16 protein-coding genes are annotated in these 14,066 nt (G+C 47.9%); 4 read left to right on the forward strand and 12 right to left on the reverse strand.

Annotated features, from left to right (window positions below; translation table 11 throughout):
• Window positions 1-175: 175 nt before the first annotated feature.
• Complete coding sequence (gene hisB / locus J0895_RS14185; protein ID WP_207088726.1) at window positions 176-841, reverse strand: imidazoleglycerol-phosphate dehydratase HisB; 666 nt, start codon at window positions 839-841, stop codon at window positions 176-178.
• Window positions 842-1,032: 191 nt separating this feature from the next.
• Window positions 1,033-1,809, reverse strand: coding sequence for an enoyl-ACP reductase FabI (gene fabI / locus J0895_RS14190; RefSeq protein WP_207088727.1), 777 nt, complete (start codon window positions 1,807-1,809; stop codon window positions 1,033-1,035).
• Between the two features lie 491 nt (window positions 1,810-2,300).
• Here fabI and ntcA point away from each other — a divergent pair, with 491 nt between their 5' ends.
• From ntcA to J0895_RS14205, 3 genes are all read left to right on the forward strand, one after another.
• On the forward strand, window positions 2,301-2,966 hold the full coding sequence (ntcA, locus tag J0895_RS14195; protein ID WP_479724805.1) for a global nitrogen regulator NtcA: 666 nt from the start codon (window positions 2,301-2,303) through the stop codon (window positions 2,964-2,966).
• Window positions 2,967-3,373: 407 nt separating this feature from the next.
• Window positions 3,374-5,131, forward strand: coding sequence for a DUF3084 domain-containing protein (locus J0895_RS14200; protein ID WP_207088729.1), 1,758 nt, complete (start codon window positions 3,374-3,376; stop codon window positions 5,129-5,131).
• Between the two features lie 125 nt (window positions 5,132-5,256).
• Window positions 5,257-5,679, forward strand: coding sequence for a pre-16S rRNA-processing nuclease YqgF (locus tag J0895_RS14205; RefSeq protein WP_207088730.1), 423 nt, complete (start codon window positions 5,257-5,259; stop codon window positions 5,677-5,679).
• Window positions 5,680-5,688: 9 nt separating this feature from the next.
• Here J0895_RS14205 and J0895_RS14210 read toward each other — a convergent pair whose 3' ends face one another.
• The 8 genes from J0895_RS14210 to psbH all read right to left on the reverse strand — a co-directional run bounded on the left by J0895_RS14210 (window position 5,689) and on the right by psbH (window position 9,489).
• On the reverse strand, window positions 5,689-6,174 hold the full coding sequence (locus J0895_RS14210; RefSeq protein WP_207088731.1) for a restriction endonuclease: 486 nt from the start codon (window positions 6,172-6,174) through the stop codon (window positions 5,689-5,691).
• A 12-nt stretch (window positions 6,175-6,186) separates the two neighbouring features.
• A complete protein-coding gene (locus J0895_RS14215) occupies window positions 6,187-6,714 on the reverse strand; it encodes a hypothetical protein (protein WP_207088732.1) in 528 nt (175 codons plus the stop codon).
• A 30-nt stretch (window positions 6,715-6,744) separates the two neighbouring features.
• Complete coding sequence (locus tag J0895_RS14220) at window positions 6,745-7,203, reverse strand: ParA family protein (protein WP_242541301.1); 459 nt, start codon at window positions 7,201-7,203, stop codon at window positions 6,745-6,747.
• Window positions 7,204-7,269: 66 nt separating this feature from the next.
• On the reverse strand, window positions 7,270-7,401 hold the full coding sequence (locus J0895_RS25920; RefSeq protein WP_242541302.1) for a ParA family protein: 132 nt from the start codon (window positions 7,399-7,401) through the stop codon (window positions 7,270-7,272).
• Window positions 7,402-7,708: 307 nt separating this feature from the next.
• The gene (locus J0895_RS14225; protein ID WP_207088733.1) at window positions 7,709-7,972 is read right to left on the reverse strand and encodes a DUF3146 family protein; all 264 of its coding nucleotides are present in this window, start codon (window positions 7,970-7,972) and stop codon (window positions 7,709-7,711) included.
• Entirely contained in the window at window positions 7,969-8,604 is a 636-nt protein-coding gene (pth, locus tag J0895_RS14230; protein ID WP_207088734.1) for an aminoacyl-tRNA hydrolase, read from the reverse strand. Before pth ends, J0895_RS14225 begins: the two co-directional genes overlap by 4 nt.
• A 310-nt stretch (window positions 8,605-8,914) precedes the next feature.
• The gene (locus tag J0895_RS14235; protein ID WP_340643519.1) at window positions 8,915-9,178 is read right to left on the reverse strand and encodes a TatA/E family twin arginine-targeting protein translocase; all 264 of its coding nucleotides are present in this window, start codon (window positions 9,176-9,178) and stop codon (window positions 8,915-8,917) included.
• Window positions 9,179-9,285: 107 nt separating this feature from the next.
• Complete coding sequence (gene psbH / locus J0895_RS14240) at window positions 9,286-9,489, reverse strand: photosystem II reaction center phosphoprotein PsbH (protein WP_207088735.1); 204 nt, start codon at window positions 9,487-9,489, stop codon at window positions 9,286-9,288.
• 81 nt (window positions 9,490-9,570) lie between these two features.
• Between psbH and psbN the strand changes: the two genes are divergently transcribed.
• Complete coding sequence (gene psbN, locus J0895_RS14245) at window positions 9,571-9,711, forward strand: photosystem II reaction center protein PsbN (RefSeq protein ID WP_207088736.1); 141 nt, start codon at window positions 9,571-9,573, stop codon at window positions 9,709-9,711.
• A 44-nt stretch (window positions 9,712-9,755) separates the two neighbouring features.
• Here psbN and J0895_RS14250 read toward each other — a convergent pair whose 3' ends face one another.
• Window positions 9,756-12,485: a CHAT domain-containing protein gene (locus J0895_RS14250; protein WP_207088737.1), complete on the reverse strand. Its 2,730-nt coding sequence runs from the start codon at window positions 12,483-12,485 to the stop codon at window positions 9,756-9,758.
• Between the two features lie 76 nt (window positions 12,486-12,561).
• The coding region (locus J0895_RS14255) for an autotransporter outer membrane beta-barrel domain-containing protein (RefSeq protein WP_207088738.1) at window positions 12,562-14,066 on the reverse strand (1,505 nt) is incomplete at its 5' end.

Below are 14,066 nucleotides of genomic sequence, written 5' to 3' on the forward strand. Positions count from 1 at the left end.
CGCAAACTAAACGTAAAGGGAAAGTTCAAACTAGATTTGAGCCGACTTATTAGAGGCGAAATGAGCAGCGCCCATTAGAATTAGGCTTTGGTCTAAGGCTATGCAAGAATCCCCGTGTCTTTAGACATCGGGAGTGTCAACCGATATGAGAACGACTGAAGTTGTGACAGGGAATTTAAAGAACGCCTTTAGAACTGGGGATGGTGGTGGCGCGACGGGGGTCGATTTCGGTTGCCATGCGGAGACTGCGGGCGAAGGCTTTAAAGGTGGCTTCGATGATGTGATGGGAATTGATGCCGTCGAGTTGGCGGATGTGTAGGGTCATTTGGGCGTGATTGACGATCGCCACGAAGAATTCCCGGACTAATTGGGTGTCATACGTTCCGACTCGTTGGGTGGGAATGTCTAAGCCATAGCTTAAGTGAGGGCGACCGGAAAAGTCGAGGGCGACTTGAATTAAGGCTTCATCCAGGGGGGCAACAAAGTGACCGAAACGAATGATTCCTTTGCGATCGCCGAGGGCTTTGCCCAATGCTTGACCTAATGTAATCCCCACATCTTCATTGGTATGATGGTCATCAATTTCTATATCCCCGGTGGCTTGTACTTCCAGGTCAATCAAGCCGTGAGAGGCGATTTGATGTAACATATGGTCGAGAAAGGGTACACCTGTAGCAGCGGTACAGTGCCCTTGACCATCGAGATTAATCGTCACATGGACATCGGTTTCCCCGGTAGTACGTCGGACGGTGGACATCCGGGGGAGTTGGCCTAAATTTTGTTCGGAGTCAGCTTTTGTGGGACTGTCGGAGGAGGAAGTCAAGCTAGTACGGGTCTGCATAATTGGCTTTTGGGCGATCGCAAAAATAGTCTTACTCTTGATTTTATCTTGTCTGTGGAGAAACCTTGAAAAATTAAGAGATAGATGGCTTGAATCATGGAAAAGAGATCCCCCCAAACCCCCCGAAAGAAGGGGGGCTTTTGGGAATTGAAGCCCGAGTTTTAATCAGTAAAGTCTCAATTCATCAGGGATTACATTCCCATGATGCAGTAGCCGGAATCCACATAGATGATTTGACCTGTAATGCCGCTGGATAAGTCGCTACAGAGGAATGCGGCGGTATTGCCGACTTCGGTTTGAGTCACAGTCCGACGGAGGGGGGCCATTTTTTCCACATGGTGGATCATATCGAGGATGCCACCGACTGCAGAAGAGGCGAGGGTACGGATGGGACCGGCAGAGATGCCATTGACGCGAATATTTTGGGGTCCCAGTTCAGCGGCGAGGTAGCGGACATTCATTTCTAAGGCAGCTTTGGCAATCCCCATGACGTTGTAGTTGGGGATGACGCGGACGCCACCGAGGTAGGTGAGGGTGACGATGCTGCCGCCTTCGGTCATTAGGGGTTTGGCGGCAGCAGCAAGGGAAATCAGGGAGTAGGAACTAATGTCCAAAGCGCGAGTAAAGCCTTCGCGGGAGGTGTTGCTGAAGTCTCCGGAGAGTTCCTCTTTACCGGCAAAGGCAAGACAGTGGATCAGGATGTCGATTTTGTCCCATTTTTCGCGGATGGTGTCGAAGGTGGCTTGAATTTGGGCGTCATCCTGGACATTGCAGGGGACGAACAGACTGGGGTTGAGGGGTTCGATTAATTCTCTGACTTTTTTTTCGTGACGGCCCTTTTCATCGGGGAGATAGGTGATGCCGAGATTGGCCCCAGCTTTGTGGAGTTGTTGCGCGATGCCCCAAGCGATGGAACGGTTGTTAGCAATTCCGGTGACTAAGGCGTTTTTTCCTGTTAAATCTAGCATGGAGGGTTTATTCTAGTAAAAATTACTCAGTAGTAAGGGTTTGGCCCCAGGGTGAGGCTGGCGGGATCACAGGGCTGTCCCCAAAAGAGCGATCGCCCCTGATGGCGGTTGACCGGCTACGGTTGCAGCCATGAGGCCAGAGGATTGACTCGCAAGAGTCTACTGCCCTGGGTCTGTTCCCCAATTTGATTGAATCACAACCGGGGACTCTGTAACGGGGCGATTGGCCGATCGCCATCCTCGCTGAGGTGGGTTTGGAGGTGTGAACTCGGCGGGAATCGGAGATTGGAATATTTTTATCCAGGGATCAGCCAACTGGGGGCAATTATGTATCCCCAAGCACAAAAAAACCGCGAACGGTCCGTTTAAGTAATGTAAAGTACAAAAGTCAGAGAACTCTAACAAGAGCGGGTCGGTAATGACAATAAACCGTTAGCAAGTTATCAAAAAAGAAAATTACGACATGACAACTAGAAGGAACGGATATGGTGATGACCCAAGATAGACCACTAGCCTCAGTATTCCGTCAGATGGGAGGTGGATCATTTCCCCCAGTGGTGGAGAATTATGAACGAGGAAAGACCATCTTTTTCCCTGGAGATCCCGCTGAACGAGTTTATTTTTTACTCAAAGGTGCCGTTAAGCTATCCCGAGTCTATGAAGCGGGAGAAGAAATTACTGTGGCCCTGCTGCGAGAAAATAGTGTATTTGGGGTACTCTCCCTGATTACGGGTCATCGTTCGGACCGCTTTTATCATGCGGTTGCCTTTACCCCAGTCGAGTTGCTTTCGGTCCCGATCGACCAGGTGGAAAAGGCACTCAAGGAAGACCCCGAACTGTCGATGTTGATGTTGCGCGGCTTATCTTCCCGGATTTTACAGACGGAAATGATGATTGAAACTTTGGCCCACCGGGATATGGGATCGCGGTTGGTGAGTTTTCTGCTGATTCTGTGTCGGGATTTTGGGATACCGACTTCGGAGGGGATTACGATTGATTTAAAGTTGTCCCATCAGGCGATCGCCGAAGCAATTGGTTCAACTCGGGTCACGGTAACCCGTTTGTTGGGGGATCTGCGTTGTGAACAAATGATCTCCATTCATAAAAAGAAGATCACCGTTCATAATCCAGTGGCATTGAGTCAGCAATTTACATGATTTGAACAAAACAAAGGTCAACCTTAACAGAATAGGGCAGAGAAAATCAGGGGATCGGGGATCGGGGTGAGAGTGAGTCAGTCTTCCGTTGATTTTCTGCCCTGGGGGGACTTTCACGGGGTACAGTCTGCTTGATAGCTGTTTTTCCCAAAACCGAGGTGATGAGGGGACTGGAATAGAAAGAATGGGCGATCGCAGTGGGATCTGGAAACGATTGTCCGAGAATCCGGTGTGAGAGGTTGAGTCCATGCAAGGATTCAGCGAAAAAACGATAGGATACTGCTATCAGGATCAGTATTGGGATCTGTTATAGTGCAAAAGAGCGGAGCTTTGCCGGACCTCCTCCCCGAGTGTTTTAGCTTGGAAAGTTTTTGTCTTGGCTAGATCTGGACGGAGTTGAATAAGTGATGACGAGCGCATACGTCCTGATACTGGCTGTTTTAATCTTGGGGGGGTTGCTCGCCACCCTGGGCGATCGCCTCGGTACTAAAGTCGGTAAGGCCCGGTTAAGTTTATTTGGTCTGCGCCCACGACAAACCGCTACAGTGGTCACCATTGTAACCGGGTTGATGATTGCTGCCTCAACCTTGAGTATCCTATTTGCTACGAGTAAATCGTTGCGAGTGGGTGTGTTTCAACTGGATGAAAAACTGAAAGAATTGCGAGAAGCTCAGAAGGAACTCGTGGCGGTGGTCACCGAAAAACAGCAGGTGGAAGCAAAACTCAACCAAGCCCGAGAACAGCAGGTGGTGGCGCAACAACAATTAAATGAGATTGATGGCTCATTGCAAGGGGCGCTCCAAAAACAAGCCTTGACTGAGGCTCAACTGAATCAGACTCAGGGGGAACTGAATCAAACTCAGACCCAACTTAGAGGCATTCAAACCGAGTTTGAGGAAGCTAGAACCAAACTGAGTCTGATTGAAGGGAAATTCGATCGCGCTCAAAGTCAGCTTGAGGAAGTGTCGCAACAGGCGCAGAAACTGCGGGATGATATTGCCACCCTGCAACTGGAACGGCGGGAATTAATCGAACAGGGGGAGCAAGTTAGAGCCACGATTGTCCAACGGGATCGGGAACTGGCGCTGAAACAGGCTGAAATTGAGCAGCAACGGCAGGAAGCGGCACAGCAACGGCAGTTGCTCACGGAGCAGAAAAGCCAACTGGATGAGCAAATTCGCCAACTGGCGCAACAGCAGCAGCAAATCGCCATTCAAGAAGGGGATATTGCCCAGCAACAGGCGCAAATGGCGGAACAGGCGGCAGAAATTACCCAGCAAAAGCAGGCGATCGCCACTCAGGAAGAGGAGTTAGGGGAACAGGAACAGGAAATCGCGAGGCAGGAAATGGAGATTGCCCAACAAAAGCAGGCGATCGCCCTTCAGGAAGAGGAAGTCGCCCAGCGCGATCGCCAGATTTCTGAGCAGGAGGTGGCGATCACAGAACAGCGCTCGTTGTTGAAACAGTTAGGCACTCAACAAGCGTTTCTCCAAGGGGAAGTCCAAAGTCTGGAACGGGATTTTCAATTGTTGCGGGAAGGGACGGTTGCCATTCGCCGGAATCAGGTGTTGGCTTCTGGGGTCCTGCGGGTTCTGCGCCCAGAAACTGCTCCCGAAGCGACGAAGCAATTGTTAACGGAAGCAAATTTGGCGGCGATCGCCTTGATTCGTCCGGGAACCACCCAACTGAATGAATGGGCGATCGCGATTACTGATACTGAACTGGACCAACTGATTGGCCAAATTGATGATGGTCAAGATTATGTGGTCAGAATTCTCTCGGCGGCCAATTATTTGTTGGGTGAACGGCAAGTGAATGTTTTTGCTGATGCAGTGCCTAATCAGGTGGTTTTTAACGAAGGAGAACTGGTGGCAACGACTTCGGTCCGGCCCTCACAAATGAATGAAGATGATATTAAAGAACAGTTGAATTTATTGTTAGCGGCTGCTAACTTTAGAGCAAGGCGATCGGGGATTTTAACGGATTCTATTCAAGTAGTAGATGGTCGTATGGCCGCTTTGATAGAATTTATCAAACAGCTTCAAAATAATAATGAACCGGGCATCATTCAAGCAATCTCCGCTCGTAAAACTTATACCTCGGGTCCACTGACTTTAGAGTTTAAGGTGGTTCATCAGGGTAAAGTTGTGTTTCCCACGGATTAGGGTAAGAGGATTGACTTTTGCCGGTTGGGTTCAGGGTTAATCTGAATAAAGGTCCCAGAAGAATTGCCGGAATAATTGCCAGGGTATTTTCCAGTTATAGGGATAATTGAAAAGGAAAAAAAGCAATGGGTAACGCTCAAACAGAAACAGTAATTTTGGGCTTCGATCCGGGCCGGTTAAAGTGTGGAATTGCCGTGATGAATAGCCGAGGCAAACTGTTGGTGCATGAAGTGGTTCCGGCGTCCGAGGCGATCGCGGTGATTGAATCCTTCTTTCAACAGTTTGGGGTTGAACTGCTCGTGATTGGCGATCGCACCACGTCGAAAAAGTGGCAAGAACATATTGCTGAATCCCTCTCTATCCCGTTACCCATTGTCCAAGTGGATGAACGCTACAGCACCTTAGAAGCGCGCGATCGCTATTGGGAAATGTATCCACCTCGGGGATTAACCAGGCTAATTCCCCAAGGAATGCGCCAACCCCCAAGGGCGATCGATGATATCGTTGCCATTCTCTTAATAGAGCGATATTTAGCCCAAACTCCCTAGGGTTCCAAACTACTCCAAAGCATCCCATGCCTCCCGCGTCAGTTGACGTAAGGGAGGTAAATCCTGAACTGCACTATCCCATTCAGGTGTTTCTTCAAAAAGAATATCTCGTAAACTCAGAAGATGAATCCGATAGTTCTCCAGATTTGGAAACTCAAGGAGCCTATTTTGGAATCCTGCATTAGGGAAGGATGGGGTTGATCCCGTATAGCCAACCCCCGCGAGTAAAATTCCAATATCGGATTGATGCAGGACCAAATTAGAGTAGAATATTCCGGCCTCTTCTGCTCCCAACTTACTCCTTTTTAGTTTCGATTGAAAATAGATTTTGGAGCCATCAACTACACCATATCCATCAATGCCCCCATCGGCACCCGCCGGACCCGGAGTGAGTCCCAGGACATAGGCAAAACGCCGACCTCGCTCTTGTTTGGTTGCCGAGTCAGCAGACAAAAACCCTTCAATCACAGCGTTGATTATCCGATTACTACTCATGGATGGGCTACTTCAAATCTCGCTACTCTGCTGATTGGACTTCACCAAGCAATTGTTTTCATACAGTAAACGAATTCCCGCGATCACACAGTCGCTGGGTCTATCTTTGAGACCCATTTTTTCTAGCTTACTGTTCGTGTCACCAAACAAGTTTACTTTATGTTTATGTAAATTTTGGCGCTTTTCATTGTTTTCTGGGGTATCGGAGATGATTTCATTTATGTTTTTTTGATGGTCCTGATTCACAAAATAAACATAGTTAATCGCAGAATAAATCGCAGTTGAAAAAGGCAAGTTCAATGCCTTACTAACTTGTTTAAGTTGCTCCTGCGCCTCTTTAGAAAGCTCAATAGTGCAGTCCGACGACTCTGAAGCCTCCTGGTCAGAATTTTCTTGTCCGGCCTTTATCGCTTGTTCTACTCGCGGTTTTCCTACTGGCTCTTTACCTCCTTTCGAGTCTGTCTTTGACAACGGTTTATCTTGACTATGTTTTTGAATGTTAGAATCACCTACGATTGCTTTGGGTCTATTCTTAGTCATTGTTGGAATTCTCTCCCGTTATTAATTGCATTATTGGAAAATTTGAATCAATTCCTCAAAGTAAGCTCGTAAATTTTCCTGGCTCGGAACGTTCCAAATATAATCTCTTTTCTCATAAATAGATTGCTGCATTGTATCTTGAACATTAGGCATCGATTTAGACACAGTACAGTTTGCTGGTTTATTTTTCAATTTCTCCAATGGCCCTGCAACTTCATCGGCATTGATACCTAGAGGTACTACCCTCACTTGAGGGCTAAAAGTCGCTTTCGCTTCCAGTGCTAAAATGACTTCTAACGTATCCTTTAGATTTTTAAGGGCTTTATATTTTTGAGAATAATTGATGGGGATTAAAATTAAATCTGGGTCGCTCCCTAGAATAACGGTGACGATATTGGGTAGGGGAGTATCCATATCTAATACTACATAATCATAAGTGCTAGGTGAGGCCACTCTTTTAAGGGATTTGCGGCTCTTATTACTAATCACTGATATTCCTTCTTTATTTACATAAATATCGTTATCAGTGTCGGGTTTATAACCTGCATAAAATTCTCAAGCATCGGATTGATCGTCACAATCTACCAGCAATACCTTTCCTAATTCCGAGCAAACTCCGGCTAGATGCACTGCTAAAGTTGTTTTACCAACACCGCCCCCGTTGTGGGTGCAAAGAATAACTTTCATTATTTTTCAGGAGATTCTTCAAAATATTGAAAACTAATATAACACAAATCGATGTAGGATGCCAATGCTTTAGTTCGCTAACAGCATTGAGGAGCTTCCTTCTCGGCAAGGCCACTTCTGGATATTGATTCGGTGTTATTCCCTCAAAAAAATAGGGGCAAAAAATCAGGGGAGGTCGGAATTTTTGTTTTATATAAAATTGGCAATCTGCAATTTTATGATTAATAGGGATTAAAGGGGCTGCCTAAATCGGCAATTGTTCATCACCCCTCATCAAGTAGCAATCAGATGAGTAGCCCCTTGGAGATTAAAGCTGTGCTCGAATCGTGAAAGAATAGTCCCCACCGGGTTCGAGTTGATAATCGCATTTTTCTAAAAACCGTCCCAAGGGTTCTTGAATTAAAGCGCGTCCTTGGGACGGTTCGATCGCCAATTTACCCACCCGAAAACACCACCGGAAACTCCAACTAAAATCTCCGGCACTAACTTCCCCTTCCAGGGTCCCCCGTTGCCAAGACTGATTCAGCACCCGAACATGGGCAGTCGTTCTAGGGATTCGCTTCCTACTCACGGCTTCGTTCCGACCACACTGCGACTATTGTAAAGACTCATGGCTTTTTCGCAGCCTTCCTTGAGACTAAGTTCGATCGCATCTCGAACCAGGTACATCACCTCAGATACCACGGGTTTCTCATCCGGGGTGAACTTACCCAAAACATGAGAAATCGTATCGGTTTCCGCTTTCCCATCCCCGGGTTTACCAATCCCCACCCGTAACCGGGGAAAGTCCTGGGTGCTTAAATGAGCGATCGTGGATTTGATGCCATTGTGACCCCCAGCAGAACCGGAAAGGCGCATCCGCAACCGTCCCACAGGCAAATCCATATCATCATAAATCGTCAAAACCGATTGGGGAGGCAGTTTATACCAATCTGTAACCGCCCGAATCGCTTGTCCGGACCGATTCATATAGGTGAGGGGCTTGAGCAGGTAGATTTTATTCCCTTTTGGCCCTCGACCCTCGCCAAATAGTCCCTGAAAGCGGCGGTTTTCTGTCAGAGAAATTTGCCAGGACCGGGCAAGCATATCGACGGCAGCGAACCCGATATTATGGCGGGTTTCGTGATATTTAGCTTCTGGATTTCCCAACCCAACGATCAATTGGGGAATCACCAGAGGAACGGATGTCTCGCTTGCTGTCATGGCAGTTTTGAAATCAGGGATTAAGGTTTCGCGTTTAGATTGTAGGGGTTTTTGCGGGTTTCTTCATGCCGCCTGAACTCGACTGGGATGGCACCTGGGCGCAGACAGAGGGAGGGATGAAATGAGGAATCCCGCCAAGGTAGGGGCTTGGGCTGGATGAACCCCCTTCCTTCGTGGGATAATTTTAGGATTGGCAATTGATACCCAATCCGGTTGTCTCAAGCCTGTTTTCGCTCTTTAGCCCGCGCAGGGGGGCTTTGTTAGTATAGCCCCACCCTTGAGGGTGCGGGTTTTTATCTGTAGCGACACCCTAACCTTGTTCAGAGGTTGAGATGGCTTCTTCCTCGGAGACGGCGACTTTCTGAGATTCAGGGGGTTTAGGGGGTTGGGATGCCTCAATTTGTTCCGCTTCGCGCTTGATTTCGCTTTCAAATTCCCGACTGGCATCCTGGAACCCGCGAATCGCTTTTCCCATACTGCGACCGATTTCCGGCAACTTTTTGGGTCCAAAAACGAGAAGGGCGATCGTCAGAATCACCATGATTTCGGGCAAACCCATGCCAAAGATATTCACGCAGACCTCCAACAGAGCACTGGTTATTAGTATAGAAAAAAAAATCCCGGTCAAACCGGGATAGCAGGGATACGGAGGATCCCTGCTCTAGGGGCGATCGCCGTAAGTTAGCGCCCGAGGGTGGTCCAATCCACATCGACTCCATTGAGGAGCAACGAAGAGTTATAGATTTGCAGGATAATCACTAAGAACAGGAAAAATAGCACCATGAAAACGCCCATCAGCGGCGTCGTACCCCAACCGGGGGAGACTTTACCATATTCTGCATTTAACGGTCTGAGTAGATTTCCCAATTTTGTTTGCTGTGCCATGCGTCACCTCTTATTCTGGACGGCGAAAATTAATGTTTTGTAATATTCTATAGGAATCGGTCTCATAATTTTACTTAAAATATGGAAAATCTCGAACCGGCAACAGTTCTTAGCATCGGGATTGGCGCGATCCTCGTGGCGATCGCCGTCTTTTCTATCTACACCTCCTTTGGCCCCCCGTCTAAGGAATTGGCTGATCCCTTCGACGATCACGAGGATTAACCCCCGGATCCAGCGTCCCCTGGCGCTGGACCCTCATCAATTCTTTAACGCCAATTCCCCACCAAAATATAAGGCGACCAAAAATAGGGAGTGCGATACCGTCCTTCCCGCAACAAACTAATCTGAGCAAGTCGAAGTGCTTCTGCTTTCGTGATTCCCTCTCCCCGGGCTAATTCCTGATAGAACCGCACCATTAACGCGGCGGTTGATTCATCGCTGACTCGCCATAACGTGGCGATCGTACTCCTGGCCCCTGCTCGAACTGCCACCCCCGCCAATCCCAAAGCAGCGCGACTATCTCCCGATGCAGTTTCACAAGCACTAAAGACTAACAATTCAATCGGACGAGATAACTCTTGTTCTTTCTTCCGCAACAAGCTATCTAAATCCTTGACATTAATCCGGCCATCCCAGGTTAAAATAAACGTTCGTTCCGCTTGGGAACTAAATTGACCGTGAGTGGCAATATGAACGATTGGAACCGGAGATGAATTGATAGTCTCTTGTAAATTAATTTGGGTAAACTCCTGATTAAATAACACTTGAGCCGGAACGTTATCCTGAATCTCCTGTAATTCTAGATCTACATTTTGCAAGGCAGAAAACCCTTGTCGCGCTTCTGATAAACCAGCAGCTAATAGTTGAACTTGCTCCTGAGCAAGCGGTTGTGGGGGCAAAAGTTGCAGTCCTGGAGTGAGTGCAAGGCTATAGTTTTCGATTAAATATTGTGCTCCATCATGAAGGGCAGCCATTGGCACATTTCGCAACTGTCCATCCAGGACAAAAACGAGGGTTTGAATCTGACTTTGTTTTAAATCCGCTTCCGCAGGGCGAATTAACCAATCATAAATTTGTTGGGAATTTTGCAAAACTTGCTGATTGTTTCCCGCCCGTCGTCCGATATCTTGTTGAATTTCATTCAACTTACTTTCAATTTCAGCTTGGGATACTCCGGTGTTATAGAGGCGTAAGGGAGAGTTCGGTAATGCGACAATTACGGCTAATCTTTCGGGTAAAATAATCGGATAAATCACCGCCGCAGTCGTATCTATTTCGTCAATTTGAATCGGTTTGGCATCTAAACAGGCTTCTTGGAAAAAGTTGTCTAATTCTGCCAGTTGCAGGGATTCGATCGCCTGTCTTGCTTGGCGTAAATTCTCTTGAGTCGGGGATTCATTTGGGTCCGTTAATAAATCCACTAATTCCCGATAAACGGGTTCGACACCTTCTCGAAAGGAAAACTGCACATCGGGATTATCGGGATTGATAGAGGCTAAATCTTGGCGCAGAGATTGGAGGGTGGCGATCGCCCCAGTATAAGCTGCCACTGCCTCGGGTTTCTTCCCTTGTTGTTTCATCAATCGCCCAACTTGCCACTGCCACCGATAGGCAATATCCGAGGCATCGATCGCTTGTGCTATCATCAGAGCTTGCTGAGTCAATTTTTGGGCGTCCTCAGATTGGGTGGTGAGTTCGTATAAATGGCCCAAACTGCCCAAGGCGTAAGATTCGGCGCGGGGGTCCTGGAGGGTTTTGGCTTGTTGGACAGCAGTGGCTAATCCAGTAGCAATTTCTGTCAAGTTGCGATCGCTCAAGGTAGAGTCTGGTGATTCATCTAGGAACAACTTGATTAAGTTATGAGCAAAGTGAATGCGATCGTACACGGCACCGCGACTGGGAGGTAATTGCTCTAGTTGAACTTGAATCGAGGGGAGTAACTTTTGCGCCTCAGAGATTTGTGCTAAATCGATGAGTAAGGCAAGCTGGTTGAGTTGCGATCGCACTTGAATCAGGGGGGAGGTAGAAAGTTCAGCCCCTTTCTGATAAGCGGCAATAGCGGCTTTTCGTTCCAATTCTGCGGTGTTTGTATCGTTTAAGACAACAGCCTTTTGAGCGATCGCCCTAGCGGTATTCCCTAAACTAAACTGCGCCGCTGCGATCGCCGAGGATAAGCGTAAACTTTGGGCAATGGTTAAACTTTGCTGTAACAAGTCCCGAGATTGTTCCAACTCACCAATGGTGCGTAAAGCATTCCCTAAACTTCGCAATCCCGTTGCTTTCAGTAAAGAATTCGGTTGATTTTCTAAAGAAAGCTCCACCTGTTCCAACGTTTGACGCGATCGGCGATAAAGTCCTAATGCTTGCATCGCTTGCGCCACATTAATTTGACTCCCGATCGCTCCTTCTGTATCCCCTAATTGCTGATAAAGTGCCACCGCCTCTTGCCAAGTCGTGAGAGATTGTTCCGATTGTCCCATGCTGTAGTATAAATGACCCTGGGTATTGAAACCTTGGGCCAAAATGGGTAACCGTTGAGAATCTAAGCGTTTCGACTGTGACCCTTGGAGGAGAGAGAGACAAGAGGCGATCGCCTCCGTTGCCGGTTGCCATTGTCCGAGTTGCTGATAGGCGAGGGATAGATAATTCAGTGCCAATGCTTGATTTAAGGGGTTTTCAGCGTGATTAAACTCCATTGCCGCCTGTTGCCAAACCCTTGCCGCTTCAGAAAACTGTTCCCCTTGGAAAAAAGCGCGACCCTGTTCCAGGAGTTGGAGAGAATCGGGTATAGATTGAGCCACTGCCACCCCATTGTGAGGGCGATCGGAGGGGAAGAGGGCGATCGGATGTAGATGAAAAGGAGTGAAGGCAAGAACCGAAATAATCCCCATGCCTAAACAGAAATGGAGCAGCCGGTTTCGGACCGCCAGTGGCAGCAGAACTCGATATAAACGAGCGATAAAATTCCGATGATGTAACCTATCTCTTCCCTTCATTTTGCCCCTGCTTAATTTCCTGTATAGACAAGACCCTACCCAACCCTATGCTGCTAAAATTTCATCCCTAAACCGCTCAATTTGTAGCACAGGACAGTTGGGGTATGACAGTCGAATGGTCTGGAGGAACCCCAGGTGCGATCGCCACCAATTCCATTTGTCCGTCAGCATTCATAACCCATCCTTGCGCCTCCACCAAAGGAGAGGACGGCACTAAAACCCGTGAATTTGAAGCCGTAGAGACCGAAGAAGTCCGAGGATTGACTTGACTCAACACCCCAACCATTCCCGGCCTTAAATCAATCCAAGTCGCTTCATCCGTAATCGCTTCAATGGGATTAGGTGGAATTCCACCCCTTCCCGTCACAATAAACTCACTTTGTTGCTGACCCGGACGACAGCTAGAATCGATTTGTTGAGCCGCATCGGTTAAAGTAGTCGGTAACTCTACCAATCCAGAAGTCGGGTCAACTTCAGGGTTATTAATTGTAACCGTACCACTCAAGGAAGAATCTGCCCCGGTTGCGGTAATATCACTGTTGGCAGTTGGACTCTCGCGAAATTCAGTCCCAAAAATAGCTTGAGCATCAATCGTCACCGTACCCCCCTGAGCTTGTTCGGAATTGGCATTAATATTGCTATTTTCCAAAGCAGCTAGAACACCCGTGGTGATATTAATATTACCGCCAGTTGCAGGACCAGTGGCATTCGTAGTGATATTGCTATTGCGCCGCATGATTAAGGAATTGGCCGAAATTTCGATGTTACCCTCACTGCCGGATTGAGTTTCAGCAGTGATAGCAGATTGAGTGTCTAGGAAGAGGCGATCGGTATTCACCCGCAACACCCCCGGGGAGAAATCACCAATGGCACTCACACTGATTCGCGCCCCATCTCGCAGAGTCACTTCATCAACACGAACTGATATATTTCCAGCATTGCCATTTCCCAAGGTTTGAGAGGAAAGGAGAGCAGCGTCCATCAGAGTGAGGCGACCTGTGTCAATGGTGAGATTCCCTGCATTTCCTCTACTAGATCTTGTACCGAGTAATGTGTCTAGGCGCTCTTCTAAAACAAAGGGATCTCCTCGATTTGCTATAGATATTGAACCAACTATTGTCTCTATACGGCTAACATTTCTATTCCTATTTAACCCGCTTAAAGTTATTGAATCAGTCGCCTGAATAATCAGATCGCCTGCATTGCCTTGACCCAAAGTTGAGGCAGAAATTCTGGCTCCATCAGTGAGAGTTAACTTGCCGGTTTCAATAGTGAGATTCCCTGCATTACCTGTGGCTCCTGAACCCACGAGTGTCTGCAAATTCCTCGTAGTTCTATCATTATTTAACCCGTTCAAGGTCACAGATTCAGTGGCGCGAATACTCAAAGCGCCTGCATTCCCTTGACCCAAGGTGGAACTGCTAATATACGCTCCATCCGTGAGGGTGAGCTGTCCTGTTTCAATAGTCAGGTTGCCTGCATCCCCAGTAGCCCCTGAACCCACTTCTGCCTGCACCAAACTGGGAGTTCCCTCGCCATCTAACCCACTCAAGGTCACAGATTCAGTAGCGCGAATACTCA

Source organism: Phormidium pseudopriestleyi FRX01, from assembly GCF_017313335.1.
Lineage (GTDB): Bacteria > Cyanobacteriota > Cyanobacteriia > Cyanobacteriales > Laspinemataceae > Laspinema > Laspinema pseudopriestleyi.